Here is a 25,931-nt window from a genome sequence, read left to right on the forward strand (position 1 = left end):
GTCACAATGCAATTAGATGAACAACGCCTGCGTTTTCGCGATGCTATGTCCAGCCTGTCGGCTGCGGTCAACGTCATTACCACCGAAGGCGAAGCCGGCCGCTGCGGTATCACCGCGACGGCGGTGTGCTCGGTGACCGATACGCCGCCGTCGGTTATGGTCTGCATCAACGCCAACAGCGCCATGAACCCGGTGTTCCAGGGGAACGGCAAACTGTGTATTAACGTGCTGAACCATGAGCAGGAAGTGATGGCCCGCCACTTCGCCGGGATGACCGGCATGGCCATGGAAGAGCGCTTCAGCCTCTCCTGCTGGCAAAAAGGGGCGCTGGGACAACCGCTCCTGAAAGGATCGCTGGCCAACCTTGAAGGTGAAATAAGCCAGGTACAGACCATCGGTAGCCACCTGGTCTATCTGGTTGAGATCAAAAACATCGTCCTGAGTCAGGAAGGCCACGGGCTGATTTACTTCAAGCGCCGTTTCCATCCGGTGATGATGGAGATGGAAGTGGCGGTCTGATTCGCTCGCTTTCTCTCTGATTCACATTTCCCTCCCCTCCGCGGGGAGGGAAGAACCGCAAGAATACATGTGATCTCAATCACATATTGCCGTTCTGCTCATTTCCTGCCCAACCGCTTATCCTGCCAAGTGACCGCTCAGCCCCCCATATAACCACTCACAAACTTACCCAACTTTACGCGGCCAGCGTTCTGGCAGAATGCCCTCTGACAGAGCAATCAATACCTCCGCAAACATTACTCAACCTTAAACGGTTTCGGCCAGTTATTAATCAAAAAACCGGGTCTACTATGGACACAAAAAAACTCTTTAAACATATACCCTGGGTGATTCTTGGAATCATCGGGGCATTTTGCCTCTCGGTCGTCGCCCTGCGCCGCGGTGAGCACGTCAGTGCCCTGTGGATTGTCGTGGCGTCGGTTTCCGTCTATCTGGTGGCCTATCGCTACTACAGCCTGTACATCGCCCAGAAGGTGATGAAGCTTGACCCCACGCGCGCGACGCCGGCGGTCATCAACAACGATGGGCTGAACTACGTTCCTACCAACCGCTACGTGCTGTTCGGCCACCACTTTGCCGCTATTGCCGGGGCAGGTCCGCTGGTCGGCCCGGTGCTGGCCGCGCAAATGGGCTACCTGCCCGGCACCCTGTGGCTGCTGGCGGGCGTGGTGCTGGCGGGGGCAGTGCAGGACTTTATGGTGCTGTTTATCTCCTCGCGCCGTAACGGGTCATCCCTCGGGGAAATGATCAAAGAAGAGATGGGGCCGATTCCGGGTTCTATCGCCCTGTTTGGCTGCTTCCTGATTATGATCATCATCCTCGCGGTACTGGCGCTGATCGTAGTAAAAGCGCTGGCAGAGAGCCCGTGGGGCGTCTTTACCGTCTGCTCAACCGTGCCGATCGCGCTGTTTATGGGGATCTACATGCGCTTCCTGCGCCCCGGTCGCGTGGGCGAAGTGTCGGTGATTGGTATCGTGCTGCTGGTGGCCTCTATCTATTTCGGCGGTGTGATTGCCCACGACCCGTACTGGGGCCCGGCGCTGACCTTTAAAGACACCACCATCACCTTCACCCTGATTGGCTATGCGTTTATCTCCGCGCTGCTGCCGGTATGGCTGATTCTGGCACCGCGTGACTACCTCGCGACCTTCCTGAAAATCGGCGTTATCGTCGGCCTGGCGCTGGGGATCGTTATCCTCAACCCGGACCTGAAAATGCCGGCAGTGACTCAGTACATCGATGGTACCGGTCCGCTGTGGAAAGGCGCGCTGTTCCCGTTCCTGTTTATCACCATCGCCTGTGGTGCGGTCTCTGGCTTCCACGCGCTGATCGCATCCGGCACTACGCCGAAGCTGCTGGCGAATGAAACCGACGCCCGCTTTATCGGCTACGGTGCCATGTTGATGGAGTCCTTTGTGGCGGTGATGGCGCTGGTCGCAGCCTCTATCATTGAACCGGGCCTCTACTTTGCGATGAACACCCCGCCGGCCGGTCTGGGCATTGTGATGCCGAACCTGCACGAAATGGGTGGCGAAAATGCGGCAATGATTGCTGCGCAACTGAAAGAAGTCACCGTGCATGCGGCGGCAACCGTCAGCTCCTGGGGCTTCGTCATCACCCCTGAGCAGATCCTGCAAACGGCGAAAGATATCGGCGAACCGTCGGTACTGAACCGCGCAGGTGGCGCACCAACGCTGGCCGTCGGTATCGCCCACGTGTTCCACAAAATCATCCCGATGGCGGATATGGGCTTCTGGTACCACTTCGGTATTCTGTTTGAAGCGCTGTTTATCCTCACCGCACTGGATGCCGGTACCCGTGCCGGTCGCTTTATGCTCCAGGATCTGCTGGGTAACTTCGTGCCGTTCCTCAAGAAAACCGACTCGCTGGTGGCCGGGATTGTCGGCACCGCTGGTTGCGTAGGCCTGTGGGGTTATCTGCTGTATCAGGGCGTTGTCGACCCGCTCGGCGGCGTCAAGAGCCTGTGGCCGCTGTTTGGTATCTCGAACCAGATGCTGGCAGCCGTGGCGCTGGTGCTGGGTACCGTGGTGCTGGTCAAAATGCAGCGTACTAAATACATCTGGGTCACCGTGATCCCAGCCGCATGGCTGCTGCTGTGCACCACCTGGGCGCTGGGTCTGAAACTGTTCAGCACCAACCCGCAGATGGAAGGCTTCTTTTTTATGGCTCAGCAGTACAAAGAGAAGATTGCCGCCGGCGGTGAACTGAGCGCGCAGCAGATTGCCAACATGAACCATATCGTAGTGAACAACTACACCAACGCCGGGTTAAGCATTCTGTTCCTGGTGGTGGTTTACAGCATCATCTTCTACGGCATCAAAACCTGGATCAACGTGCGTAACAACAAAGTGCGCACCGATAAAGAGACGCCGTACGTACCGGTACCGGAAGGTGGCGTGAAGACCTCTTCGCATCACTAACCCCTCATGCCCGGTGCAGCTGATTGCACCGGGTTTTATCTTTATATCCAATGGATTTCGGGCGGTATCAAGGCGGTAACGCAGATGCCGCCCGAAAGACAAAAGGGTATATCTGGATGGCACTATGTTTGGTAACTTGGGTCAGGCAAAAAAATACCTCGGTCAGGCGGCGAAGATGCTGATTGGCATTCCGGACTACGATAATTATGTCGAACACATGAAAGCCACCCATCCGGATAAGCCGTACATGACCTACGATGAATTCTTTCGCGAACGCCAGCAGGCCCGCTACGGCGGTGACGGCAAAGGTGGCGTGCGCTGCTGTTAAATGGAGGCAAAATGGCACCGATTGCAGTGACCCTGTTGACCGGCTTTCTTGGCGCGGGAAAAACCACCCTGCTGCGCCATATTCTCAATGCACAGCACGGGTTTAAGATTGCCGTCATTGAAAACGAATTTGGTGAAGTCGCGGTAGACGATCAGCTGATTGGCGACCGCGCCACCCAGATCAAAACCCTGACTAACGGCTGCATCTGCTGCACCCGCTCGAACGAGCTGGAAGATGCGCTGCTCGACCTGCTCGACAGCCGCGATCGCGGCGAGATTGATTTTGACCGGCTGGTGATTGAGTGCACCGGCATGGCCGACCCCGGCCCGATTATTCAGACCTTTTTCTCCCATGAGATACTGTGCGAGCGCTATCTGCTGGACGGCGTGATTGCGCTGGTGGATGCGGTCCATGCGGATCAGCAGATGAGCCAGTTCACCATTGCCCAGTCGCAGGTGGGCTATGCCGACCGTATTCTGCTGACCAAAACCGACGTCGCAGGCAACAGCGACGCCTTACGTGAACGGCTGACGCGCATCAACGCCCGGGCGCCGATATATACCGTCACCCACGGTGATATCGATCTGAGCCTGCTGTTTAATACTAGCGGCTTTATGCTGGAAGAGAACGTGGTCAACAATAAACCGCGCTTCCACTTTATGGCTGATAAACAGAACGACGTCGCCTCTATCGTGGTCGAGCTGGATTACCCGGTCGATATCAGCGCAGTCTCCAGGGTAATGGAAAACCTGCTGCTCTCTTTCGCCGAACAGCTGATGCGCTATAAAGGGATGCTGTGGGTTGATGGCGAGCCGAACCGCCTGCTTTTCCAGGGCGTCCAGCGCCTGTACAGCGCCGACTGGGACCGCCCCTGGGGTGACGAAACGCCACACAGTACGCTGGTGTTTATCGGCATTAATCTGCCGGAAGAAGAGATCCGCGCGGCGTTTGCCGGCTTGCGTTGATAACCGCTCACAACCTGCGGCAGCTATCGTGGCTTCCGGGCGAATATCGCCCGGTCATCGCGATCCGGTAATCTCCTCTTTGGGCAGGCCGGTAATTCGCAGAACCCTCTCCAGCGCAAGTCCTTCCGCCAGCAGGGTGCGGGCAATACGCACCGCTTCCGCACGCTGGCCTTCGAGCCGCCCTTCAAGCCGCCCTTCCTGCTTTCCTTTTCGGCGTCCTGCTTCACGAAGTCTTTCCGCAATCGTCATCAGCTCCTCCTTGTGTTGCGGTACCCGTCGGGCAATTTCCTGAATAAACTGGCCAAAACGGCGAGTATCGCCGGAATACACCAGGTAATTAAACAGCGTTTTCAACTGGCTGTCATTAGTATATTCCTTAACCAAAATGAAAATAAGCTGCTCGGTTAACCCCGACAGATCGCGCCGGCGGATATGCTTTTGCATGAACTCCAGCAGCGCGACGCGGCGGTGCCGGGCGATCTCGTCATCTGGGATCACCGTAATATCCACCAGCGGAAAAGCCGTGGCATAAAGTTCATGGGCCTCAGCCGGATGGCTGAAGTCATCGAGCCAGCATAACGAGTGAGGATATGGGGTCGCGATACCGTGATAGAACAGCATCGGTATCACCAGCGGCAGGCGCTGATGCCCGGCATCGAGATGGCGCTGCATAGCGGCAATGGCATAACGCATCAGCCGGAACGCCATATGCGCGTCCGGCGAACTTTGGTGCTCTATAACGACATAAATATAACCATCGCCAGCGGTCGTTTTTAGCGACCACAGCACATCGGCGTAACAGGCGCGCAGGTCCTCTTCAATAAAGCTCGCGGATTCAAGCTGCAGCGTCTCCAGGTCGCAACGTTGGCGTAGCGAAGCAGGCAGATGGATCTCGAGAAAATCGCGAGCCGTATCCTGATGCCGCAAAAATCGCTTAAAAACCGCATCATGCGGCGTCGACGTTGCGTTTTTTTTCATTGTGGCCTGCCCGTGCGACGGATAATGACCACGACTCTACTTGCCAGCAAACCTTAAGACACCTCACCGTTTCAGGGTTTGCGAGCCGGGCCGGAAACGCTTTTTCCCCGACGGTAATCACAACATATTTTCTGCAGCCTGCTCGCAGAAATTCACCAAAACAGACCGAAGACAGCCCCGGGCAGGCGTGCTATAAACGAGCCATCCCCTCAGCACAGGAGCGTGCCGTGAGCCACACCCGTGATATTGCGCAGACCTTCTGGCGCGACGAGACACTGCCCTGGCTGGAGCTGCGCAGCACCCGGCATAGCCGTCAGGCCTATAAACGCCATCGCCATCCGCAGCTGTCGCTGGGGGCCATTATCGCCGGGGAAACCTGCTGCCAGTGCGACGGGCAAACGTATCTGCTGCAGCCGGGCGATCTGATCGTTATCCCGGCCGACGCTCCGCACAGCTGTAACCCGTGCGACGGTCGGCCACGCAGCTACCATATGCTGTATCTCGACGTGACGTGGTGCCTGCAGCAGCTGCCGCCTCTCCCGCGCAAGACGCAACTGCATGCGCCGCAACCGGTGATCCGGGACCCTCAGCTTTTCGAGCGCTATCAGCAGATAGTGACCCTGATGACGCAGCAGCAAACGGCAGAGCTGCCCGCGCTGGTGGCGCAATTGCTTCGCTCGCTGCCGCTGTCCCCCACCGACGTGCCGCCGCTGCGCGACACCAGCTCGCAGCTTTTTCATCGCCTGGCGACTGACCCGCAGGCTCCGCCTTCACTCGATGCCCTGGCCCACGAGTTCGCCCTGCGTAAAGAGACGCTGATCCGCACCTTCAAGCAGGATACCGGCCTGACCCCCGCCAGTTATATGAACATGACGCGCATCGAATTTGCCAAAGCGCGGCTGCGCGCCGGGGATGAAATCGCCGACGTCGGCTATCAGGCCGGTTTTGCCGACCAGAGCCACTTCCATAAAACCTTTGTCAGCTATACCGCCGCCACCCCGCGTCAGTACGCCGCAAGACCGATCAATATCAAACAATAAGTCATGTTTTCTCTGACGTAGGCTGACCACTGATTTGTTCAGAGGTCGCTATGGATATGTTAACGTCGCTTTTCCCGCCCGCCTTTCCGGCGCTGGCGCTCTCCCACTTCGTTGCCCTGCTCAGCCCAGGACCCGATTTCTTTTTGCTGATGGGTTACGCCCTGCGCTATCGCCTGCGCGGCAGCGTCGGCCTGTGCCTTGGCATCGCCGTCGGCAACGGGCTGTACATTGTGCTGGCGATTATCGGCTGGGGCGTACTGCGTCAGGCTCCGCTGCTGTTTACGGTGGTTGAACTGCTGGGCGCGGCCTACCTGCTGTGGATTGGCCGCCAGTTGCTGAAAAGCGCCCCGGCCACTCTGGAGTGGCAGGCCGCGCGCGCTTGCCGTCCCTCGCCGGGTAAACAGCTGCTGCTGGGGCTGGGTTCATCGCTGCTCAATCCCAAGAACGTCCTGTTTTATCTGGCATTAATGACCTCGCTGCTCGGTCCCGATGTCACCTTGCTCCAGCAGACAAGCTGCGGCATCTGGATGGTCAGCGTGGTGCTGATATGGGATCTGTTGCTGGTCTCGCTGATGGCGCTGGGGCCAGTCCAGCATCGCTTATCCGGCGTGATCTGGCGCGTCGAGCGGACGGCGGGCGCGGTCCTGACAGGTTTTGGCCTGTGGATTGTGTGGCAGTTTTTGCACGAGTCCGCCGTCAGGTTATATGCTTAAAGCCTATGGAAAAACTCGCTGAACTGAAACGCGCCAAACTGCTGGCGCTGTCGCTACTGCTGATTGCGGTCGCCATTTTTATCACCACGCTGCTGCTGCCACCGACGCCGTGGGTCAGCGCGCTGAAGGCTGTCTCCGAAGCGGCGATGGTCGGAGCGCTGGCCGACTGGTTTGCGGTGGTGGCGCTGTTTCGCCCGATTCCGCTGCCGTTTATCTCCCGGCATACGGCGATCATTCCCCGCAACAAAGACCGGATCGCCGATAACCTCGGCTATTTCGTGCAGGAGAAGTTTCTCGATACCCCATCGCTGGTGGCGCTGATCCGCCGCTATGAGCCGGCCCTGATGCTCGGCAACTGGTTCAGCCAGCCGGCAAACGCCCGGCGGGTGGGCCATCACCTGCTACAGGTGATGAGCGGTTTTCTGGAACTGACCGACGACGCCCGCATTCAGCGCCTGCTGCGCCGGGCGGTGCATAAGGCCATCGATAAGGTCGACCTGACGCAGACCAGCGCCATGATGCTGGAGGGATTAACTCGCAATAACCGCCATCAGAAGCTGCTGGACTCGCTGATTTCCCAGCTTATCGCCCTGTTACAGCGCGACAGCTCGCGCGCCTTTGTGGCCCGCGGGATCGTCCGCTGGCTGGAGACCGAACACCCGCTGAAGGCCAAAATCCTGCCCACCGAATGGTTGGGCGAGCACAGCGCTGAAATGGTCACCGATGCGGTGAATACGCTACTCGACGAGGTCACCCAGGATCGCAGCCATCAGATCCGTCAGGCCTTCGATCGGGCGACGTTGAAACTGATCGACAACCTGAAAACCGATCCGCTGATGGCGGAAAAAGCGGAGAACATGAAGGCCTGGCTGAAAAATGATGAGACCTTTAACCGCTATCTCGGCGAGGTATGGGCCGACCTGCGGGCATGGATTAAAAACGATGTCAGCAGTGATGACTCGCGGATCCAGCAGCGGATTGCCGATGCCGGGCAGTGGTTCGGCGAGACGTTAATCCATGATGAGGCGCTGCGCGAATCGCTGAACGAACACCTTGAGCAGGCGGCCCATCGGGTTGCTCCGGAGTTCGCCACCTTCCTGACCCGTCATATCAGCGATACGGTGAAGAGCTGGGACGCGCGGGATATGTCGCGGCAGATTGAACTCAATATCGGCAAAGACCTGCAGTATATCCGCATCAACGGCACCCTGGTCGGCGGCAGCATCGGCCTGGTCCTGTGGTTGCTCTCGCAGATCCCGGCGCTGTTCCTGCATTAAGCGACCAAAACGGTGGCCCCGCCGCGCTGGCAGGGCCCTGCAGTTAGCCGATGCGGGTAAAGCCAGCATCCAGATCGGCAATCAGGTCATCAACATCTTCCAGCCCGATATGTACCCTGATCAGCGTCCCGCTGAAATCAACATCCCCGGCCGGGCGAATGCTGTTCAGCTCCTCCGGCTGGTTCGCCAGAATCAGTGACTCAAACCCGCCCCAGGAGTAGGCCATATGGAACAAGGTAAAGTTATCGAGAAACGCCGCCAGTTGCTCGTCGGTCAGCCGTTTTTTCAGGATGAAAGAGAACAAACCTGAACTGCCCGTGAAGTCACGTTGAAAACAGGCGTGTCCGGGGCATTCGGCCAGCGCCGGGTGATTCACCCGAGCCACCTCCGGTCGCGCCGACAGCCAGCGCGCGATCTGGATGCTGCTCGTTTCATGTTGTTTAAGACGCACCGCCAGCGTGCGTAACCCACGGCTGCCGTTATAGGCAGTGTCGGCATCCAGCGTCTGGCCCATCAGGTAGGAGTTTTCGCGTAAACGATCCCAGCAGCGGGCGTTGGACACCGCCGTCCCCAGCATCGCATCCGAATGGCCAACGATGTACTTGGTGCCTGCCTGAATAGAGATATCCACGCCGAGATCCAACGCCCTGAACAGCACGCCTGCCGCCCAGGTGTTATCGATCATGATGACGATCTCCGGATTCACCGCGCGGATCGCTTGCACCATGCCCGGTACATCCTGTACTTCCATGGTGATCGAGCTGGGGGACTCCAGAAAGACCACTTTCGTTTCAGGGCGCAGCAGGCGAGTAATGTCTGCGCCGATCAACGGATCGTAATAGGTGGTTTCTACGTTGAATTTGCTGAGGATCTTATTGCAAAAATCCTGCGTCGGTTCATAGGCCGCGCCGGTCATCAGGATATGGTCGCCGCTTTGTACAAACGCCAGAATGGCATTGGTCACCGCCGCAGCGCCACACGGATAAAGCGCGCAGCCCGCGCCGCCTTCCAGCTCGCTCATTGCCTGCTGAAACGCAAAATGGGTGTAGGTCCCGCGGCGGCCGTAAAACAACTCGCCGTTGGCACGATTGGCGGTGGCGAATTTTTTGTCTTTCACCGTCTCAAAGACCAGTGAAGAGGCGCGCTGGATAACCGGATTCACCGCGCCCTGGGTGTAGCGCTTGTCGCGTCCGGCGATAACTAACTGCGTGTCGAGTTTGAGTTTCTTGTTCATAACGTCTCCTGTGACATCCTTTTATCCGTGGGCAAATTTATGCGGCAGCCGCCGTGGAATTCAGCTCAGTGTGTGCCTGCTTTTTTCCGGCGAAGCGCTCCACAATTTGCGCGGCGTTCAAATCATGAATTACGTTGATCAGGGTAGCCGGGGCATCGGTGATGGTGCCGAGCACCACCAGCATCGGGATCGCTTCCATCGGCAGTCCCAGCGTGGTGACAATAAAAATTTCCCCGAGGAAGGCCCCGCCCGGCACACCGCCGACGATGATGGCGGAGAGCACGGCGATCAGCATGGTCAGGAAGAAGGTTTCGGTGGTGAATTCCATCCCCAGCACCGAATAGATAAAGACGATCTTCAGCGCGGCAATCATCGCCACCCCGCCCTTATTGAGATTCACCAGCAGCGGAATAGAGACATCGACGATTTCCGGGTTAATGCCCATCGCTTTACCGGCACGCAGCGTGACGGGCAGCGTCCCTAATGAGGAGCAGGTTCCGAGCGCGGTCGCAGAAGGTTCCACCGCATTGCGCCAGAACGCCTTCACTGCCGGTATGCCGCCCCCGATCCAGGAATATAAAATGGACCCGAAGATAAAATAGACCAGCGTGGCCACCATAAACAGGCCAATCGCCCGCGCAAAGGTCAGCAACAGCCCGGAATCCTGGCTGGCCATCGTCGCGGCGAAGTAGCAGCCGAGGCCGATTGGCGCGACTTTCATAATGATCGAGACAATCTTCATAATGACGGTATTGGCATCTTCCAGCAGCGAGGCGATGCGTTTACCCACCTGCTCAGATTGCCCAATGGCGACGCCGGCAATAATCGCCATCACGATCAGCGCCAGAATATTGGACTTCGAAAACAGCCCAATAAAATCGCTGGTGGTAATCATGCTGACAAAATCCATCTGCCCGCTGCCCGCCTGTACCGACTGCGAGAGATCGATAGTGACGCCCTGCGCCGGGTTGTACCATAACGCCAGCGCCACGATACCTGCTGCCGGAATAAACGCCATCGCGATCGAGACAATAAAGATAATCGCCATAATACGCCCCAGCCTTTTCAGGTCGGTCATACTGGCAATCGACGACATCACGCTGATACCCACCAGCGGAACAATAATCATAAATAACAGGTTGAGGAATATCTGACCTATCGGTTGCAGTTTACCAGCCAGCCCCGGGGCGTAAATACCTGTCAGGCCGCCAATCACCAGAGCAATTAATAAAATAATAGAAGATTTGTAGGGTTCGAGTCGTGACCACATAACCGGTACCTTTAATTAAAATTATATTGATGAGATGAAATTCACAAAGTAATAACTTTCTGGGCCGCCTCCTTTTATTTTGTGATGCAACTCACTTAACTTGTTATTTTTTCATTTTGCCAGCAAGTTGTTTCCTGTGATTCAATAGTCACATGATTTACACGCGAATGTAACGGCTCATTCGTACCGTTTTTGCAAATCACTTGTGAATTAAAGGAAAGAATGAGCAATCCTGTCTCGTTAAAGCACCTGGAGTTTTTTATTAAGATTGTCGACTGCGGAGGACTATCAGAAGCCGCCGCACAGCTTAACGTCTCCCCCTCGGCGGTCAGCAAAAGCCTCTCCGCGATGGAAGATACTCTGGGAACCACCTTAATTAAACGCACCACCCGCAGTATTACCCTGACCGATGCCGGGCAATATTTGTTTAATCGCGCCAATAAGTTACTAAAAGAGTTTGATGACACCTTAAATACCACCTCCGGCTATTATCACAGTCCGCAGGGTGAATTACGTATTACCTGTTCTATTGCCTTTGGTTACTCCCGGTTGGTCAACCTGGTGGATAAATATCGTCAGCAATATCCCGATGTGAATCTCTATATCGATTTGAACGATAATTTCGTCAATCTCAATGACACCGATTTTGACATCGCCTTACGTATTTCCACCGCCCCGCCGCAAAACTACGCCATGCGCAAGCTGGTCCCCATCCGCTGGGCCTATTGCGCATCGCCAGGCTACCTTGCGAAGAAAGGCATGCCCGTAAGACGCAGCGATCTGGTGAATCATGACTGCCTGGTGTACCCCGGTCTGACGCCAGTCCTGAAGGTGGCCGATGAGCAGGATCGTCTGCATCAGCTGAAACTGCACATGCCGATCCAGGCCAACAGCAGCCTGGTGCTCTTAAAATCGGTCCTTGAAGATCAGGGGGTGGCCTACCTTCCTACCTATTTGATCGGCGATCATATTCAGAAAGAAGAGGTCACGCCGCTGATCCTCGATGGCACCATTACCTGCGAAACGCATACCCTGTATGCGCTCTATTTCCCCAGCAAATACAGCAATCCTAAGGTACGATCGTTTATCGATTTTCTGGTGGCAGAATTAGGCCCGGTGCCGGCATGGGACAGTTGGATCCCGCACTAGCGCCAGCCTCCTGCGATCCGTATTTTATGGTGACTTCAGACCCCTTTTAAGGAGCTAAAAATGGCTGACATCAACCTGACCTCCGCCGAACGCGACCTGTTACGCGAAAAGCTATGCGCCTACTGCGAAAAGAATTTTGACCTTGAACTGGAGCAGTTTGACGCCGAATTCTTTGTCGATTTTATCGCGAAAGAGCTGGGGCCAATGTTCTATAACGCCGGCATTGAAGAGGCGATTCGCACCCATGTCGCCTACAGCGAACGCATTCAGGAAGAGATGGATTTGAAAAAAGTCTATTAGCGCGATGGCGCGATAGCCCGACATGGGCGGGAGATCAATAAACACGCACAATTATCATGGTTATAATGCGAACACTTTCATCATCTCCCGTGTACGGGGAAGGAAAACCATGTCGCTTATTACCGACCTGCCCGCCATTTTTGATCAGTTCTCCGAAGCCCGCCAGAAGGGCTTTCTTACCGTGATGGAACTCAAAGAGCGCAATATTCCGCTGGTGGGGACCTACTGCACCTTTATGCCCCAGGAGATCCCGATGGCGGCGGGCGCCGTCGTTATCTCGCTGTGCTCCACCTCCGACGAAACCATCGAAGAGGCGGAAAAAGACCTGCCGCGCAATCTCTGTCCGCTAATTAAAAGCAGCTATGGCTTTGGCAAAACGGACAAATGCCCCTACTTCTACTTTTCGGACCTCGTGGTCGGCGAAACGACCTGCGACGGCAAAAAGAAAATGTATGAATACATGGCGGAATTTAAAGCGGTCCACGTGATGCAGCTGCCAAACAGCGCCAGCGATGCCGCTTCCCGCGCGCTGTGGAAGGCGGAAATTGTGCGTTTGCAGCAGGCGGTGGAAGCGCGTTTTGGCACGCCGGTGACTGAAGCAGCGTTGCGTGAAGCCGTCGCGCTCAAGAACCGCGAGCGCCGGGCGCTGGCGAATTTCTACCGCGTCGGGCAACTGAATCCGCCCGCGCTCAGCGGCAGCGACATACTGAAAGTGGTCTACGGCGCGACCTTTCGTTTCGACAAAACGGCACTGATCGACGAGCTTAACGCCATGGCTGAGCAGGTTCGTCAGCAGTGGCAGTCTGGCAGCACACGGCTGGCGCCGCGCCCGCGGATCCTCATCACCGGCTGCCCGATTGGCGGCGCGGCCGAAAAAGTGGTGCGCGCCATCGAAGAGCATGGCGGTTGGGTGGTCGGCTTTGAAAACTGCACCGGCGCCAAGGCCACCGAACGCTGCGTGGATGAGACCGGCGACGTCTACGACGCCCTGACCGACAAATACCTCGCCATCGGCTGCTCCTGCATCTCGCCCAACGACCAGCGCTTGACCCTGCTCAGCCAGATGGTCGAGGAGTACCAGGCGGATGGCGTCGTGGACGTGATTTTACAAGCCTGCCACACCTATGCGGTGGAATCGCTGGCGATTAAACGCCACGTCCGCCAGCAGCACAACATTCCCTATATCGCGATTGAAACCGACTATTCAACGGCTGATATCGGCCAGCTCAGCACCCGCGTCGCGGCGTTTATTGAGATGCTCTAAGGAAGGGTTGTGGTGTTTACAGTAGGTATTGATTCAGGTTCCACGACGACCAAAGGCATCCTGTTGGCTGACGGCGTGATTCAGCGCCGTTTCATCTGCCCGACGCCGTTTCGCCCCGCCGACGCCATTGTCGACGCGTGGGAGGCCCTCAGCGCCGGGCTGGCCGAACGCCCTTTTTTGACCTTAACCGGCTACGGCCGCCAGCTGGTGGATTTTGCCGATAAGCAGGTGACGGAAATTTCCTGTCATGGGCTTGGAGCGCGTCTGTTGGCTCCGGCAACCCGCATGGTGATTGATATCGGCGGTCAGGACAGCAAGGTTATCCAGTTAGATGACGCCGGCAATCTCAGCGATTTCCTGATGAACGACAAATGCGCGGCGGGGACCGGGCGCTTTCTCGACGTCATTTCCCGCACCCTCGGCGCCAGCGTGGAGCAACTGGATACCATCATCGAGGACGTCGCGCCTCACGCCATCACCAGCATGTGCACGGTCTTCGCCGAATCGGAAGTGATCAGCCTGCGCTCGGTGGGCGTTTCGCCGGAAGCGATTCTTGCCGGTGTGGTTAACGCCATGGCCAGACGCAGCGCCCATTTTATCGCCCGGTTGTCGACCGAGGGGCCGCTGCTGTTTACCGGCGGCGTCAGCCACTGCGCGACCTTTGCCCGCATGCTGGAAAACCATCTCGGCATGACGGTGCACCGCCACCCGGATGCCCAGTTCGCCGGCGCCGTGGGCGCCGCCTGCATCGGCCAGCGCCAGAGGCGGCAACGATGACGGCGCATCTGTTTTTATTCCATTCGACGGTGGGCGTGGTCCGGACCCGCAAAGCCCTGCAGGCGGCGGACATCCCCTTTCAGGTGCAGGATATTCCGCGCCAGCTGCGCAGCGGCTGCGGGCTGTGCATCCTGCTGCATTGCCCACTGGGGGAAGAAACCCGCTGGGTTATCCCCGGCCAGACGGCCGCCATTTATCGCCACGATGACGACGAATGGCGCTGTGTATCGACCTGGCCGGCCTGAAGCTATTCGCTGAAGATAAAACGCGTCGGGGCAAAGCAGTTGAGGATGCGGTGGACCAGAAAGACCAGCGTCAGGGTCACGATCAGCGATGTCGTCACCGAAGTGATGCGGTAGAGATCGCTGAAGATCAGATCCTGGTCCGGATGCAGGTTCTGGCCGAACATAATCCCGATGGTGGTGATACTGGCAAAGCCCACCCCGGCGCCGACCTTTTCCATCACATGCAGGCGGGCGCTAAAGGCCAGGCCCAGGCCAATCAGCGGCATCATCAATACCATATGGTTGCTGAAATCGTAGATAAGCAGCTGCACCACCAGGATATAAAGGCAGGAGAGCACCACCCCCACCACACGCCACACCGAACTGATCACCGCGCCGCGATAGTGCATCGGGAATAAAATCAGGATCCCGGCCATCAGCGCCGAGAGAGAATCGCTAAGATCGCACATCTGGAAGACCACAAAAATCAGGGTCGCAACGGTGCCGGAGAGGAGCGATTCGTGGCGCACGCGGGCGGCATCTTTCTCGATCCTCGGCGGCGGCTTACGCGGTTCGACGTCGGGGATCAGGTAATTCATCAAGGCGCTGAGCGCCACCGCCATCACGCAGGCTTCCATATTCGAGAACAGCAGCGTGTGCCAGTTGCTGCTGGTATAGCTCATAAAGTTGAGCATGGTGCTCTGACAGACCACGCCCATCGACCCCAGCAGGAACAGCGGACCCTGGCTCATAAAGCGAAAACGCATCACGTAGAGGCCAAACACCACCAGCGTCATAACAATCGGCCATTGCGACAAATAGCCGACGATCAGCACCATTTCAACGCAGTTCACCGCCGCACTGAAGATAAACTGCCTGGCGACGTGCCGGTTGAATACCGGCACCAGCGACAGCAGCATCAGCGGGTAGACCACGAAGAAAACGCCGTACTGCACGTCGTAGAAGGTCGATATGCTCAGCGATATCATCCCGGCAAAGGCGATACGCAGCGTCTGGCGGAAATCATTCGCCGTGTAGACGATATTGCCGTGCGGGGTGAAGACGCGCGCCAGCGTATTAATAGACATAATGCAGCAGGCTCACCAGATGGATCTGTAGGCCAGCAAAGGTGCGGGCGAACGGCCCGTCGCTGTTGTAGAGCTGTACCGTGGCTCGCGCACCGGTCGGCAGCGCTTTCTCCAGCGGCGCATCGAGGGCCACATGAATACGCATACGTTGGGCATCACGCACCCAGCGCGTGGATTGCTCCGGCTGCGAGAGCTGGCCGTTGACCTCTTCCTGACCGGCTAAAATCCCGGCGTCGCTGCTGGTAACGTGTGCCGGAAACACCTTGCCCGGCAGGGCGTCAAAGACCACGGCGGCATCGGTATCTACGGCGGTATGGCGCAGGCTTTTTTCGCGGAAATCGGCGACGATATCGGTATGGTTGCTGACCAGCGCCAGCAGCGGCGTGGCGGCCGTGGCATACAGGCCCGGATTGAGCTGCAGGTTGCTCACCATCCCGTCCGTTTCCGCATGGACTTTACTCCAGCCCAGATTGAGCTGCGCCTCTTCCAGCGCGTTGCGGTATTTTTGCAGCGTCACGTTACGGCTATCGTCGCGCTCTCCGCGCTGGATCAGCAGGTTCTGAATGCTGGCATTCAGCGCGCTGACCGATTGCTCGCTGGTCTGCCAGGTGGTGCGCACCTTATCCAGATCCGATTGCGAGACGTTTTGCATGGTGCTCAGGCGCTGATAGCGGTCAAGGGTCACTTTATCGTTGCGGGCGGTGTATTGCGCCGTGCGCAGGTTGGCACGCGCGGCGGCAATCTGCGCATCCAGCTGCTGGTTACTCAGCTTCGCCTGTTCAAAGGCAATCTGCGCGGCCTGGACTTTGTTGATAAACGGCGTGGGATCCAGCTCATAGAGCAGATCGCCTTTTTTCACCTGGCTATTGTTGTGGACATAGACCTGGGATACGTAGCCGGAGACCCGAGGCGATACCGGCGTCACCACCCGCATCACGGTTGAATCCGGCGTCAGCGGGATCCAGATATCGGCAACAATAAACCAGGCGAATATGGCAAGGAAAGCGGCAATACTCACCCTTACCCAGCGGGCAAACTTTTGTTCTGGCGTCATCATAGTGTGTTAGATCTTGTTATCTTCTTCGCGGATTGTCCGCAAATTGCAGGCGATTTGATTTAATGTGGCACTGAAAGTCTCGAGGTCAGCCTCGGGAATGGTGCGGGTGACGCGGGCCTGATAAACCTCAATCACGCGGTTCAGCGTTTCCAGCGTCGAGCGACCTTCCGCCGTGAGCGTCAGCAGACGTATGCGTTTGTCATAGGGAGAGGTTGAACGCACCAGGTAGCCCTGGTTTTCAAGCTGCGTGAGGGTGCGCATCAGCGGCGGCAGTTCAATGCCCTGCACTTCCGCCAGTTCGCTGACCGAAACGTTGCACCCCAGTTGATGCAGCTGCATCAGTACCGTCCAGCTTGACTGAGTCAGGCCGGTATCGGTGATGGCAGCGTCGATGGTCGCACGCCACTGGCGTACTACCATCGCCATCCGCATCCCCATCGGGCGGCGGGCGAACAGTTCGTCTTCGGTCATGTTTCTTTCCTCAGTAAGCTGAGAAGAAAATAATACTTATCAGGGTAAGTATCAAGAAACAGCCGACATGGCAGCATCAATTGATAAATATTGTGAATGCATTCGCGCCGCCATCAGGGAATCCCCCGATGGCGCTACGCTTACCGGGGGGACCAGCCAGATCGCATTTTTTAATTGACCTGATCCCGCCGCAATCCTACGTCCTTCAGCTGTTCGTCGCTCATTCGCTGCAATACCCGCCGCGTTCTCTGCCTGATCCACCATTTTCTGATCATCCGCCCCATCAAAATGAAGCCGATAAACGGCTGTCTTGCCCGGTTCTCATGAAATTCCATACTCCACCTCCTCACCTTGCCAGAGGCTTTATCTTCACGGATCCGAGGCCCAACAATACAGATGCACAAAACACTTTTCTTTAACATACAGATTGGCTAAAACGGTATCTGCGTGGCGTTTTCTCCACCCATCTGTACTGGTTTATTTATCTGTATGGCGACAACAAGGGATACAGCATGACGCGTTACCAACATCTGGCCAATCTGCTGGCGGAACGTATAGAACAAGGTCTGTATCGCGACGGCGAAAAGCTGCCTTCGGTGCGCAATCTGAGTCAGGAGCACGGCGTCAGCATCAGTACCGTCCAGCAGGCCTACCAGACCCTGGAACAGCAGCGGCTGATCACCCCGCAGCCTCGCTCCGGCTATTTTGTCGCCCCGCGTAAGGCCCAGCCGCCGGTGCCGCCGATGTCGCGTCCGGTGCAGCGCCCGGTCGAGATCACCCAGTGGGATCAGGTGCTGACCATGCTCGACGCGCGTAATGACAAATCGATAATTCCGTTCGGCGGCGGCTCACCGGATGTCACCCAGCCCAGCCTGAAACCACTCTGGCGCGAACTCAGCCGGGTGATACAGCATAATCTCAGCGAAGTGCTCAACTATGACGAACTGGCGGGGCGTCGCGAATTGCGGGAACAGATTGCCCGCCTGATGCTCGACGGTGGTTCCGTGGTCACCGCCAACGATCTGATAATGACCAGCGGCTGCCACAACGCCCTGTCTCTGGCCCTGCTGTCGGTGTGCCAGCCCGGTGATATCGTCGCCGTCGAATCACCCACCTATTACGGCACGATGCAGTTGCTACGCGGGCTGGGGATCAAAGCCATCGAGATCCCGACCGATCCGGACAGCGGGATCAGTATCGAAGCGCTGGAACTGGCGCTGGAGCAGTGGCCGATCAAAGGGGTGATCCTGGTGCCTAACTGCAACAACCCGCAGGGGTTTATCATGCCGGATGCCCGTAAACGCGCGATCCTGACCCTCGCTCAGCGCCACGATATTGTGATATTTGAGGATGATATTTATGGCGAACTGGCCACCGATTACCCGCGTCCGCGTACGATCCATTCCTGGGATATCGACGGTCGGGTAATTCTCTGTAGCTCGTTTACCAAGACTATCGCACCGGGTCTACGCATCGGCTGGATCGCGCCGGGCCGCTATTACGATCGTCTGCTGCAGATGAAATACGCCGCCAGCGGTACCAACGTTCCCTCCACGCAGCTGGCGGCCTCCACCTTTATTCGTGAAGGACACTACCACCGCCACGTGCGGCGTATGCGCCAGATCTACCAGCGCAACATGGAGATTTACACCTGCTGGCTGCGGGAATATTTCCCCTGCGGGATCTGCGTCACCCGCCCGAAAGGCGGCTATATGCTGTGGGTGGAGCTGCCTGAACATGTCGATATGGTCTGCGTCGCCCAGCAGCTGTGCCGCATGAAAATCCAGGTCGCGCCGGGATCGCTGTTTTCAGCCTCAGGGAAATACCGTAACTGTCTGCGAATCAACTGCGCACTGCCGCCGGTTGAAAAGCACCGCGAGGTGATGGTCCAGTTGGGAATGGCGGTAAAAGTCGCGATGGAACAGGCGCCAGAATAAGGCTATCGCATATTGAACCCCGGTTGCGCTGCGCTTACCGGGGCTACAGATACCCCACCGTTGGTAGTTGGTAGCCCGGACAAGGCGCGAAGCGCCGCCTCCGGGGGACTGTGCCTACCGGGGCGACAGACACCCCGCCGTTGGTAGCCCGGACAAGGCGCAAAGCGCCGCCTCCGGGGAGTTGTGCTTACCGGGGTTACAGATGCCCCGCCGTTAGTAGCCCGGACAAGCTCCGGGGACAGGTTATTTCTTGTTAAGGTCGCGAATCATCGCTTCTCTTAAAATCGCGTTCAATCGCGTTTGATAACCTTTTCCCGGGCGTTTAAGCCACTCCATCACATCGGCATCAATGCGCACCGAGGCCTGGGTTTTTAGCGGCCGATAGAATTTACCGCGTACCGCATCTGACCACTGCTCATCATCTGAAGCGGGAATGTCGCTGTAATCAATGTCATCATCCGTTTTGTTTGCCAGCGCGTTAAGCTCAGCTTCCCGCTGGGCCGTCATCACAGCCGGATTATCGCCTTTATGTTTAACCACGCTCATAACGATTCCTCTCTTTGCTGTCGGCCTTCCGGGCACTGATTATTCGAACAACCTCGGAACCACTTTCAAAACGGATCGAGTGCGCAACCAGGATAACGATGATCCCATGAACAAGGCCTATGGTTTGCCACCGATATTCACCGTTTTCATAACGATCCTGGCGGGTGAGATGGCGCGGATCGTCAAAAACCAACATCGCTTCCTCAAACCGGATCCCATGTTTTCTTAGATTGCTCGTTGCCTTGTTTGCATCCCATTCAAACTCTAAAGGCATAACATCCGTCCTGGTTGTATATACGAAAAAGTATATACAATTATCTGGCGATTATACTGTTCGTGTTGGAAATAACCTCACATTTACATCATGGAAAGTGTAAAGATGCCCCGCCGTTGGTAGCCCGGACAAGGCGCGAAGCGCCGCCTCCGGGGAGTGGCGCTCACCGGTTCTGCCGCGACGTGCTTCCCTTCACTCGTCAAAAAACACCATGCCTTTATAGGGCTGCTCGCGACACGCCGCCAGGCGCTGGGTAAGGCTGCCGACGTGCAGCTCCAGCTTGTGGCCGTCGGGGTCGAGGAAGTAATGCGATGCTCCTTCGCTACGGTTCACCTTCCACACCGCCACGCCCGCCACCTCCAGTCGCGCGGCAAACCCGGCGAAATCGGCTTCGGCGACGCTAAATGCGTAATGGGTGTAGTCGCTCTTTTCCGGTGGGGTCACACGCCGCTGCGGGTCCAGCGACAGGCACAGCCACAGATCGCCGCAGGAGAGATAGGCGCCGTTGTCCCAACGGGCGTGCAGTTTCATCCCTAACAGCTGCTGATAAAACACGATGCTCGACGCCAGTTCGCTGACCGCCAGGGTCAGATGATTCAATCCGCTTAACATGACTTATCCTCTCATGACCTCACAATCTGCTGGCGCAGCCAGCGCATCAGCCTGTCCAATCCATTCCTCTCCACCAGCATAAAGCGGAAATATGGCAGCAAAATAAACAGATATTGATAATGCCGCAGATATCACCGTGATTTATATGACGATTTGTGAGCCTCCGCGCAATAACGACAATCCACGTCATCACGCTGGCCCTCATCTTGATCGCTATCAAGAATAATCATACCGTCTGGTCGGTATGATCCCGCCCATGAATACGGAAACTCAGCATCGGAAAAAAGATCCCGCGCGTCTGCATCAGCAGCTGCTGGAATCGGCGGCAATGATTGCCGGCAGGGATGGCATCGCCTCGCTCTCGCTGAACGCCGTCGCGCGCGAGGCCGGGGTCAGTAAAGGCGGGTTGCTGCATCACTTCCCCAACAAGCAGGCGCTGATCTTTGCCCTGTTCGCCCGCCTGCTGGCCATTATGGAAGAGGCTATTTCAGAACTGATGGCGGCAGATAATCTCTCTTATGGCCGCTTTACACGCGCTTATCTGCACTATTTGTCCGCTCCCGAGCTGACCGGAACCCACGAAAGCCGTCAGCTGATGGTGCTGTCGCTGGCCATGCCGGATGAGCCGGTACTGCGAAAATGCTGGCGTGACTGGATGCTGGCCCACCTGGCACAGGGCGATGCGCTGGATAACAGCCACACTGGTACCCTGGTGCGCTATGCGGCAGACGGCATCTGGCTGTCAGAGCTGACGGAGGGACCAACCATGAACGCCGATCATCGCCAGTCGCTAGTGAGCGATCTGACGAGAATGACGCTGCCGGCGTGAGGCTGTCGCGCCAGACTGATAACAACATAGCCTGATGAGACAGGCGCTGAGATCGAGGCCGCGATGCGCTACAACATCAATGCCAGTCTGATTTATGATGCAACGGACGGCACCCTCACCCTCCCGGGGAGCAATGAACCAGACAGCCAGTTGTCCATCACCGCCAGCGCGCTGCTGTACTATTTTCTGTGCCACACCGGCGTTATCAGCCGCAATGAGGTCTTGAAAAAAGTATGGGATGACAACGGGTTAACCTCATCCAACAGCAACCTCAACCAGTATCTGAGCATGCTGCGTAAAACCTTCCGCCACTACGATATCGATAACATCATCGTCACCGTGTCGCGCGGCATGTTGCAGCTGAATCCCGAGATCACCATCGACCTCATGGACGCCGCGCCGGCGATACCACCAGCAACGACTACCGCCGCTGCTGAGGTGAATCACGTGCCAGATGCGCAACCGCCCCTACAGCCCGGCACACCGCTGGCAGAAACACAAAAAACGCCCCCGCCGGGCCATCGCCGGGGGACCTGCTGGTACCTTGCCGGCGTCTGCCTGCTGGTCATCGCCCTGCTGCTGGTGATAAGCGCTTTCGTCGGCCATGCGCCGCCCCGGCCGATTACTTTGACCCAGATGCGCCATAGCCAGTGTGAGCTGCTGGCCAGTGACGAGATGCTGCGCTCCGTATCGGGCACCGCCTACGGCGCCAATTTTGATGAAGTGCGCCAACGGCTGAAGCTGGAGTGTAAGCCCGGCGAACGCTTTGTCTTTTTCTACGGCGACAGGCTGGAAACCAACGGCCTCGGCCGGGTGTTCCTCGCCCACTGCGCCATGCATGAAGACAACCCGTTCAGCTATTGCGATAACTATTTCTACTACTCCTGGAAGCCGCAATGAAACTCGCGCCACGCTCCTTCTTCGCCTTCTCCGCCCTGGTGTTTATCGCCGCCGCCGGCGTCAGCACCTGGAAACTGCTGCCTGTAGAAAAAGAGGGCGTGATGAGCTGCTCGACCAAAGCCATCATGCGTTTCGAGAACATGGATAAAGAGAACGTTAACGGCAATATTCATTTCAATTTTGCCGCCGGCGGGAAAGGCTCAATGGTCGTGGAGGGTTATACCGACTCCGCCGCCGGCTGGCTCTATCTGCAACGCTACGTCAAATTTAACTACAGCAGCCAACGCATCTCCCCCACCGAGCGTCACTACCGCATCAGCAAGTGGGAATCCAGCGCCTCATCCATCGACGAGTCCCCGGACGTTATCTTTGCCTACTTTATGCGTGAGATGTCCGACAGCCATGACGGCCTGTTTCTCAATGCCCAGAAGCTCAACGAGAAAGCGATCCTGCTCAGCTCCATCAATTCGCCGCTGTTTGTCTGCACCCTGAAATCCGGCAGCCAGCTCGATTAATCCCGCCACGCAATATTGCTCGCCGCCCCGCGTCCGAAAAGCGCACTTTTTGCTTTCAGCCTCCGCGAAAAAACACGATCATAGCCACACTTTAAAGAGGGTTAAATTACCCCTCCTCCGCAATAAATTAGCATCCCGTTAACATTCCCCATCGCCCGCTTCTGCGAAGCAAAAACCGCCATATCCAGCACCAAATCCTTCACGACAAATCAGCACAAACAGATAAATACAGCGTTCGCAAACGCTAAATAGCAGAACAAAAAACTAAAAACAGCCGCCTGGTGAATTTAAATTTCACTTATCTCCCTACGCCCTATAGTGACTTTCGAACGCCGCTACCGCGTGTTGACGCCGTTACGCGGACGGTTTTCCCGAATCACAAAACCTGTTCTGGAGGAAATCACCATGGGTGATGCATTGGGGCTTATTGAAACCAAAGGCCTGGTGGCCTGCATTGAAGCGGCGGATGCGATGTGCAAGTCCGCCAACGTCGAGTTGATTAGCTATGAAAACATCGGCTCCGGGTTGGTCACCGTCATGGTGAAGGGCGACGTCGGCGCCGTCAAAGCCGCGGTCGATTCCGGCGTGGAATCGGCGCAGCGCATCGGCGAGGTGGTGACCTCGCTGGTTATCGCCCGTCCGCATAACGACATCAACAAAATCGTCATTAAACACAAGGCTTAAGGCCGGGAGAACGCAAATGGGTGATGCATTAGGTCTGATTGAAACCAAAGGTCTGGTGGCCTGCATTGAAGCGGCAGATGCGATGTGCAAAGCCGCCAACGTCGAGCTGATTGGCTATGAAAACGTCGGCTCCGGGCTGGTCACCGCGATGGTGAAAGGCGATGTCGGCGCGGTCAAGGCGGCGGTGGATTCCGGCGTGGAGTCCGCACAGCGCATCGGGGAAGTGGTGACCTCACTGGTTATCGCCCGTCCACATAACGACATCAACAAAATCGTCGCGCATTACAAAGTCGCGGAATAACGGGAGACAACATGATGAAAGAAGCACTTGGTCTCATTGAAACCAAAGGTCTGGTGGCCTGCATTGAAGCAGCAGATGCGATGTGCAAAGCCGCCAACGTCGAGCTGATTGGCTATGAAAACGTCGGCTCCGGTCTGGTCACCGCGATGGTGAAAGGCGATGTCGGCGCCGTTAACGCTGCCGTTGACTCCGGCGTGGAAGCGGCCAAACGCATCGGCGAAGTGGTCACCTCTCGCGTCATTGCCCGCCCGCACAACGATATCGAAAAAATCGCGTCGCAGCACAAGGCATGACCTGACAGGGCGCGCCCCGTCCCCACTCTTTTCGTCTGATGAAGGATAGACTCATGATTGAACTGGATAACGATTTGCAGTCCCGCCAGAACGCGCGGGAACTGGTGCGCAACGCCAAAAAGGCTCAGGCGATTCTGGCCACCTTTTCGCAGCAACAAATCGACGCCATCGTGAAAAACGTGGCCCAGGAAGCAGCGCACCACGCCGAAACGCTGGCGAAAATGGCCGCGGAAGAAACCGGGTTCGGCAACTGGCAGGACAAAGTGCTGAAGAACCGTTTCGCTTCGCTGCGCGTCTACGACGCCATCAAAGATATGAAGACCGTCGGCATCATTCATGACGATCCGCTTAAAAAAGTGATGGACGTGGGCGTGCCGCTGGGCGTGATTTGTGCGCTGGTCCCGTCGACCAACCCGACCTCTACCGTGATCTATAAAACGCTGATCGCCCTGAAAGCCGGCAACGCGATTATCTTCTCCCCGCATCCGGGGGCACGCCAGTGCAGCTGGAAAGCGATTGAGATCGTCGCCCGCGCCGCCGAAGCGGCAGGTGCACCGGCCGGTTGCGTCAGCGGCATCACCGAACTGACGCTGGATGCCACCTCTGAGCTGATGCACAGCAAAGAGGTCTCACTGATCCTCGCCACCGGCGGTGAAGGCATGGTGCGGGCGGCCTACGCTTCCGGCACGCCGACCATCAGCGGCGGCCCGGGGAACGGCCCGGCCTTTATCGAACGTAGCGCCGATATTCACCATGCGGTGAAAGATATTATCACCAGTAAAACCTTCGATAATGGAGTGATCTGCGCTTCTGAGCAGTCGATCATCGTCGAACGCTGCATTTACGATGAAGTGCATCGTGAGCTGGAAGCCCAGGGTACGTACTTCATGAATGAAGCTGAAGCGGCCAAAATGGCGGCGCTGCTGCTGCGCCCGAACGGCACCATTAACCCGAAAGTGGTCGGCAAAACCGCCCTCTATCTCAGCCAGCTTGCCGGCTTCAGCGTCCCCGCCAGCACCAAAGTGCTGATCGCCGAGCAGACCACCGTCTGCCACAAGAATCCCTACTCCCGCGAAAAGCTGTGCCCGGTACTCGGCCTGTATGTCGAAGAGGACTGGAAAGCAGCCTGCCACCGCGTGATGGAGCTGCTGACCAACGAAGGCCTCGGCCATACGCTGGTTATCCATACCCGCAACCAGGATGTAATCCGCCAGTTCTGTCTCGAAAAACCGGTGAACCGCATTTTGATCAACACCCCGGCGGCGCTGGGCGGCATCGGGGCGACCACCAATATTACCCCGGCGCTGACCCTCGGCTGCGGCGCGGTCGGCGGCGGCTCCAGCTCCGATAACGTCGGGCCGATGAACCTGCTTAACATCCGCAAAGTAGGCTACGGCGTGCGATCCATTGATGAACTGCGCGCCCCAGGCAGCCGCCCGGAACCGCAGCCAGCCATCGTCACCCCGAGCAGTAACCCGCACCACAGCATCGTCGACGACCAACGTTTCCGCGCTCCGGCGGCGGTGGCCCACGATGCCCAGGCCGATGACCGCTTTGCCGTTCCCGCAACCGCCGGGGAACACAGCGAGATTAACGAGCAAAACGTAGAGCGCGTCATCCGCCAGGTGCTGGAACGTCTTGGCAAGTAACACACTGATATAAGGCGATAAAAACGATGATTCTCGCAAAGGTAGTCGGCCATGTCGTCGCCACGCAGAAATGCGCTGAGCTACGCGGTAGCAACCTGCTGCTGATCGTCAAATTAGACGATAACCAGCAGCCAATGAAGGACCAGACCTGGGTCGCCGTCGATAGCGTCGGCGCCGGCATGCACGACATCGTCCTGGCTGAAGCGTATTTCGCGCTCAACCAGGCGCACTACAAAGCCATGTCGGTGGTTGCCATTGTCGAGAACGTGTTTCGGGACGCTTAGGAGTGAATAACC

30 protein-coding genes and 1 pseudogene are annotated in these 25,931 nt (G+C 57.1%); 21 read left to right on the forward strand and 10 right to left on the reverse strand.

Going from position 1 to position 25,931, the window contains the following annotated elements; genetic code table 11:
- Nucleotides 1-6 precede the first annotated feature (6 nt).
- The 4 genes from HF679_RS15370 to yjiA all read left to right on the forward strand — a co-directional run bounded on the left by HF679_RS15370 (nt 7) and on the right by yjiA (nt 4,253).
- Nucleotides 7-519: a 4-hydroxyphenylacetate 3-monooxygenase reductase subunit gene (locus tag HF679_RS15370; protein ID WP_123757657.1), complete on the forward strand. Its 513-nt coding sequence runs from the start codon at nt 7-9 to the stop codon at nt 517-519.
- Nucleotides 520-809: 290 nt separating this feature from the next.
- Nucleotides 810-2,960, forward strand: a complete 2,151-nt coding sequence (locus HF679_RS15375) for a carbon starvation CstA family protein (protein ID WP_123757658.1) — start codon at nt 810-812, stop codon at nt 2,958-2,960.
- Nucleotides 2,961-3,084: 124 nt separating this feature from the next.
- Entirely contained in the window at nt 3,085-3,288 is a 204-nt protein-coding gene (locus tag HF679_RS15380) for a YbdD/YjiX family protein (protein ID WP_123757659.1), read from the forward strand.
- Nucleotides 3,289-3,299: 11 nt separating this feature from the next.
- Nucleotides 3,300-4,253 (forward strand): GTPase, encoded by a 954-nt coding sequence (yjiA, locus tag HF679_RS15385; RefSeq protein ID WP_123757660.1) that lies wholly within the window; start codon nt 3,300-3,302, stop codon nt 4,251-4,253.
- A 54-nt stretch (nt 4,254-4,307) separates the two neighbouring features.
- Here the strand turns inward: yjiA and HF679_RS15390 are convergent, their stop codons facing one another.
- Nucleotides 4,308-5,231 (reverse strand): Rpn family recombination-promoting nuclease/putative transposase, encoded by a 924-nt coding sequence (locus HF679_RS15390; protein ID WP_187042186.1) that lies wholly within the window; start codon nt 5,229-5,231, stop codon nt 4,308-4,310.
- A gap of 227 nt (nt 5,232-5,458) precedes the next feature.
- Between HF679_RS15390 and HF679_RS15395 the strand changes: the two are divergent.
- From HF679_RS15395 to HF679_RS15405, 3 genes and pseudogenes are all read left to right on the forward strand, one after another.
- Nucleotides 5,459-6,287 (forward strand): annotated as a pseudogene (locus HF679_RS15395) (AraC family transcriptional regulator).
- 34 nt (nt 6,288-6,321) lie between these two features.
- Nucleotides 6,322-6,984, forward strand: coding sequence for a LysE family translocator (locus HF679_RS15400; protein ID WP_123757662.1), 663 nt, complete (start codon nt 6,322-6,324; stop codon nt 6,982-6,984).
- A 5-nt stretch (nt 6,985-6,989) separates the two neighbouring features.
- A complete protein-coding gene (locus HF679_RS15405) occupies nt 6,990-8,261 on the forward strand; it encodes a DUF445 domain-containing protein (RefSeq protein ID WP_123757663.1) in 1,272 nt (423 codons plus the stop codon).
- 43 nt (nt 8,262-8,304) lie between these two features.
- On the opposite strand, the gene metC is transcribed toward HF679_RS15405, so the two are convergent.
- Nucleotides 8,305-9,495 (reverse strand): cystathionine beta-lyase, encoded by a 1,191-nt coding sequence (gene metC / locus HF679_RS15410; protein WP_123757664.1) that lies wholly within the window; start codon nt 9,493-9,495, stop codon nt 8,305-8,307.
- Between the two features lie 37 nt (nt 9,496-9,532).
- Entirely contained in the window at nt 9,533-10,765 is a 1,233-nt protein-coding gene (locus tag HF679_RS15415) for a dicarboxylate/amino acid:cation symporter (RefSeq protein ID WP_187042188.1), read from the reverse strand.
- Between the two features lie 222 nt (nt 10,766-10,987).
- Between HF679_RS15415 and HF679_RS15420 the strand changes: the two genes are divergently transcribed.
- The 5 genes from HF679_RS15420 to HF679_RS15440 all read left to right on the forward strand — a co-directional run bounded on the left by HF679_RS15420 (nt 10,988) and on the right by HF679_RS15440 (nt 14,500).
- Nucleotides 10,988-11,914, forward strand: coding sequence for a LysR family transcriptional regulator (locus HF679_RS15420; protein WP_123757666.1), 927 nt, complete (start codon nt 10,988-10,990; stop codon nt 11,912-11,914).
- 60 nt (nt 11,915-11,974) lie between these two features.
- The gene (locus tag HF679_RS15425) at nt 11,975-12,214 is read left to right on the forward strand and encodes a DUF2164 domain-containing protein (RefSeq protein WP_123757667.1); all 240 of its coding nucleotides are present in this window, start codon (nt 11,975-11,977) and stop codon (nt 12,212-12,214) included.
- 109 nt (nt 12,215-12,323) lie between these two features.
- A complete protein-coding gene (locus tag HF679_RS15430) occupies nt 12,324-13,478 on the forward strand; it encodes a double-cubane-cluster-containing anaerobic reductase (protein ID WP_123757668.1) in 1,155 nt (384 codons plus the stop codon).
- 9 nt (nt 13,479-13,487) lie between these two features.
- Entirely contained in the window at nt 13,488-14,255 is a 768-nt protein-coding gene (gene yjiL / locus HF679_RS15435; protein WP_123757669.1) for a putative 2-hydroxyacyl-CoA dehydratase activator YjiL, read from the forward strand.
- The gene (locus HF679_RS15440) at nt 14,252-14,500 is read left to right on the forward strand and encodes a DUF3343 domain-containing protein (RefSeq protein ID WP_123757670.1); all 249 of its coding nucleotides are present in this window, start codon (nt 14,252-14,254) and stop codon (nt 14,498-14,500) included. The genes yjiL and HF679_RS15440 overlap by 4 nt, the downstream gene beginning before the upstream one ends.
- Before the next feature lie 2 nt (nt 14,501-14,502).
- Here HF679_RS15440 and HF679_RS15445 read toward each other — a convergent pair whose 3' ends face one another.
- From HF679_RS15445 to HF679_RS15460, 4 genes are all read right to left on the reverse strand, one after another.
- Nucleotides 14,503-15,567 (reverse strand): DUF2955 domain-containing protein, encoded by a 1,065-nt coding sequence (locus HF679_RS15445; RefSeq protein ID WP_123757671.1) that lies wholly within the window; start codon nt 15,565-15,567, stop codon nt 14,503-14,505.
- Nucleotides 15,557-16,624 carry an HlyD family secretion protein gene (locus HF679_RS15450; RefSeq protein ID WP_123757672.1) on the reverse strand — a complete coding sequence of 356 codons (1,068 nt, stop codon included), beginning with the start codon at nt 16,622-16,624 and terminating at the stop codon, nt 15,557-15,559. The genes HF679_RS15445 and HF679_RS15450 overlap by 11 nt, the downstream gene beginning before the upstream one ends.
- 6 nt (nt 16,625-16,630) lie before the next feature.
- On the reverse strand, nt 16,631-17,095 hold the full coding sequence (locus tag HF679_RS15455) for a MarR family winged helix-turn-helix transcriptional regulator (RefSeq protein WP_123757673.1): 465 nt from the start codon (nt 17,093-17,095) through the stop codon (nt 16,631-16,633).
- Nucleotides 17,096-17,265: 170 nt separating this feature from the next.
- Nucleotides 17,266-17,430, reverse strand: coding sequence for a DUF1127 domain-containing protein (locus HF679_RS15460; protein ID WP_123757674.1), 165 nt, complete (start codon nt 17,428-17,430; stop codon nt 17,266-17,268).
- A 177-nt stretch (nt 17,431-17,607) separates the two neighbouring features.
- Here HF679_RS15460 and HF679_RS15465 point away from each other — a divergent pair, with 177 nt between their 5' ends.
- Nucleotides 17,608-19,032: a PLP-dependent aminotransferase family protein gene (locus HF679_RS15465; protein WP_123757675.1), complete on the forward strand. Its 1,425-nt coding sequence runs from the start codon at nt 17,608-17,610 to the stop codon at nt 19,030-19,032.
- Nucleotides 19,033-19,275: 243 nt separating this feature from the next.
- Here HF679_RS15465 and HF679_RS15470 read toward each other — a convergent pair whose 3' ends face one another.
- The 3 genes from HF679_RS15470 to HF679_RS15480 form a co-directional block, all read right to left on the reverse strand.
- Entirely contained in the window at nt 19,276-19,578 is a 303-nt protein-coding gene (locus tag HF679_RS15470; protein ID WP_123757676.1) for a BrnA antitoxin family protein, read from the reverse strand.
- Nucleotides 19,565-19,852, reverse strand: coding sequence for a BrnT family toxin (locus tag HF679_RS15475; RefSeq protein ID WP_123757677.1), 288 nt, complete (start codon nt 19,850-19,852; stop codon nt 19,565-19,567). The genes HF679_RS15470 and HF679_RS15475 overlap by 14 nt, the downstream gene beginning before the upstream one ends.
- A gap of 192 nt (nt 19,853-20,044) precedes the next feature.
- Complete coding sequence (locus HF679_RS15480) at nt 20,045-20,464, reverse strand: FosA family fosfomycin resistance glutathione transferase (RefSeq protein WP_123757678.1); 420 nt, start codon at nt 20,462-20,464, stop codon at nt 20,045-20,047.
- Nucleotides 20,465-20,708: 244 nt separating this feature from the next.
- On the opposite strand from HF679_RS15480, the gene HF679_RS15485 reads away from it, so the two are divergent.
- The 8 genes from HF679_RS15485 to HF679_RS15520 all read left to right on the forward strand — a co-directional run bounded on the left by HF679_RS15485 (nt 20,709) and on the right by HF679_RS15520 (nt 25,919).
- The gene (locus HF679_RS15485; RefSeq protein WP_123757679.1) at nt 20,709-21,293 is read left to right on the forward strand and encodes a TetR/AcrR family transcriptional regulator; all 585 of its coding nucleotides are present in this window, start codon (nt 20,709-20,711) and stop codon (nt 21,291-21,293) included.
- A gap of 63 nt (nt 21,294-21,356) precedes the next feature.
- Nucleotides 21,357-22,193, forward strand: coding sequence for a transcriptional regulator (locus tag HF679_RS15490; protein WP_123757680.1), 837 nt, complete (start codon nt 21,357-21,359; stop codon nt 22,191-22,193).
- The gene (locus tag HF679_RS15495) at nt 22,190-22,708 is read left to right on the forward strand and encodes a FidL-like protein (RefSeq protein ID WP_123757681.1); all 519 of its coding nucleotides are present in this window, start codon (nt 22,190-22,192) and stop codon (nt 22,706-22,708) included. Before HF679_RS15490 ends, HF679_RS15495 begins: the two co-directional genes overlap by 4 nt.
- Nucleotides 22,709-23,113: 405 nt before the next feature.
- Complete coding sequence (locus HF679_RS15500) at nt 23,114-23,392, forward strand: BMC domain-containing protein (RefSeq protein WP_010634659.1); 279 nt, start codon at nt 23,114-23,116, stop codon at nt 23,390-23,392.
- Between the two features lie 16 nt (nt 23,393-23,408).
- Nucleotides 23,409-23,693 (forward strand): BMC domain-containing protein, encoded by a 285-nt coding sequence (locus tag HF679_RS15505; protein WP_041143877.1) that lies wholly within the window; start codon nt 23,409-23,411, stop codon nt 23,691-23,693.
- A gap of 14 nt (nt 23,694-23,707) precedes the next feature.
- The gene (locus HF679_RS15510) at nt 23,708-23,986 is read left to right on the forward strand and encodes a BMC domain-containing protein (protein ID WP_015585230.1); all 279 of its coding nucleotides are present in this window, start codon (nt 23,708-23,710) and stop codon (nt 23,984-23,986) included.
- 53 nt (nt 23,987-24,039) lie between these two features.
- Nucleotides 24,040-25,635, forward strand: a complete 1,596-nt coding sequence (locus tag HF679_RS15515) for an acetaldehyde dehydrogenase (acetylating) (RefSeq protein ID WP_123757682.1) — start codon at nt 24,040-24,042, stop codon at nt 25,633-25,635.
- Nucleotides 25,636-25,661: 26 nt separating this feature from the next.
- Nucleotides 25,662-25,919: a EutN/CcmL family microcompartment protein gene (locus tag HF679_RS15520; protein WP_123757683.1), complete on the forward strand. Its 258-nt coding sequence runs from the start codon at nt 25,662-25,664 to the stop codon at nt 25,917-25,919.
- Nucleotides 25,920-25,931: the final 12 nt, after the last annotated feature.

This window comes from Enterobacter sp. JUb54, assembly GCF_014298075.1.
Taxonomy (GTDB): domain Bacteria; phylum Pseudomonadota; class Gammaproteobacteria; order Enterobacterales; family Enterobacteriaceae; genus Klebsiella; species Klebsiella lignicola.

Coding starts and splice junctions, on each gene's coding strand:
- HF679_RS15500 (WP_010634659.1), top strand. CDS start 23,114: ATGGGTGATGCATTGGGGCTTATTGAAACCAAAGGCCTGGTGGCCTGC.
- metC (WP_123757664.1), bottom strand. CDS start 9,495: ATGAACAAGAAACTCAAACTCGACACGCAGTTAGTTATCGCCGGACGC.
- HF679_RS15505 (WP_041143877.1), top strand. CDS start 23,409: ATGGGTGATGCATTAGGTCTGATTGAAACCAAAGGTCTGGTGGCCTGC.
- HF679_RS15465 (WP_123757675.1), top strand. CDS start 17,608: ATGACGCGTTACCAACATCTGGCCAATCTGCTGGCGGAACGTATAGAA.
- HF679_RS15475 (WP_123757677.1), bottom strand. CDS start 19,852: ATGCCTTTAGAGTTTGAATGGGATGCAAACAAGGCAACGAGCAATCTA.
- HF679_RS15490 (WP_123757680.1), top strand. CDS start 21,357: ATGCGCTACAACATCAATGCCAGTCTGATTTATGATGCAACGGACGGC.
- HF679_RS15515 (WP_123757682.1), top strand. CDS start 24,040: ATGATTGAACTGGATAACGATTTGCAGTCCCGCCAGAACGCGCGGGAA.
- HF679_RS15370 (WP_123757657.1), top strand. CDS start 7: ATGCAATTAGATGAACAACGCCTGCGTTTTCGCGATGCTATGTCCAGC.
- HF679_RS15420 (WP_123757666.1), top strand. CDS start 10,988: ATGAGCAATCCTGTCTCGTTAAAGCACCTGGAGTTTTTTATTAAGATT.
- HF679_RS15495 (WP_123757681.1), top strand. CDS start 22,190: ATGAAACTCGCGCCACGCTCCTTCTTCGCCTTCTCCGCCCTGGTGTTT.
- HF679_RS15510 (WP_015585230.1), top strand. CDS start 23,708: ATGAAAGAAGCACTTGGTCTCATTGAAACCAAAGGTCTGGTGGCCTGC.
- HF679_RS15440 (WP_123757670.1), top strand. CDS start 14,252: ATGACGGCGCATCTGTTTTTATTCCATTCGACGGTGGGCGTGGTCCGG.
- HF679_RS15480 (WP_123757678.1), bottom strand. CDS start 20,464: ATGTTAAGCGGATTGAATCATCTGACCCTGGCGGTCAGCGAACTGGCG.
- HF679_RS15405 (WP_123757663.1), top strand. CDS start 6,990: ATGGAAAAACTCGCTGAACTGAAACGCGCCAAACTGCTGGCGCTGTCG.
- HF679_RS15445 (WP_123757671.1), bottom strand. CDS start 15,567: ATGTCTATTAATACGCTGGCGCGCGTCTTCACCCCGCACGGCAATATC.
- HF679_RS15415 (WP_187042188.1), bottom strand. CDS start 10,765: ATGTGGTCACGACTCGAACCCTACAAATCTTCTATTATTTTATTAATT.
- HF679_RS15470 (WP_123757676.1), bottom strand. CDS start 19,578: ATGAGCGTGGTTAAACATAAAGGCGATAATCCGGCTGTGATGACGGCC.
- HF679_RS15380 (WP_123757659.1), top strand. CDS start 3,085: ATGTTTGGTAACTTGGGTCAGGCAAAAAAATACCTCGGTCAGGCGGCG.
- HF679_RS15485 (WP_123757679.1), top strand. CDS start 20,709: ATGATCCCGCCCATGAATACGGAAACTCAGCATCGGAAAAAAGATCCC.
- HF679_RS15390 (WP_187042186.1), bottom strand. CDS start 5,231: ATGAAAAAAAACGCAACGTCGACGCCGCATGATGCGGTTTTTAAGCGA.
- HF679_RS15375 (WP_123757658.1), top strand. CDS start 810: ATGGACACAAAAAAACTCTTTAAACATATACCCTGGGTGATTCTTGGA.
- yjiA (WP_123757660.1), top strand. CDS start 3,300: ATGGCACCGATTGCAGTGACCCTGTTGACCGGCTTTCTTGGCGCGGGA.
- HF679_RS15425 (WP_123757667.1), top strand. CDS start 11,975: ATGGCTGACATCAACCTGACCTCCGCCGAACGCGACCTGTTACGCGAA.
- HF679_RS15455 (WP_123757673.1), bottom strand. CDS start 17,095: ATGACCGAAGACGAACTGTTCGCCCGCCGCCCGATGGGGATGCGGATG.
- HF679_RS15450 (WP_123757672.1), bottom strand. CDS start 16,624: ATGATGACGCCAGAACAAAAGTTTGCCCGCTGGGTAAGGGTGAGTATT.
- HF679_RS15430 (WP_123757668.1), top strand. CDS start 12,324: ATGTCGCTTATTACCGACCTGCCCGCCATTTTTGATCAGTTCTCCGAA.
- HF679_RS15460 (WP_123757674.1), bottom strand. CDS start 17,430: ATGGAATTTCATGAGAACCGGGCAAGACAGCCGTTTATCGGCTTCATT.
- HF679_RS15520 (WP_123757683.1), top strand. CDS start 25,662: ATGATTCTCGCAAAGGTAGTCGGCCATGTCGTCGCCACGCAGAAATGC.
- HF679_RS15400 (WP_123757662.1), top strand. CDS start 6,322: ATGGATATGTTAACGTCGCTTTTCCCGCCCGCCTTTCCGGCGCTGGCG.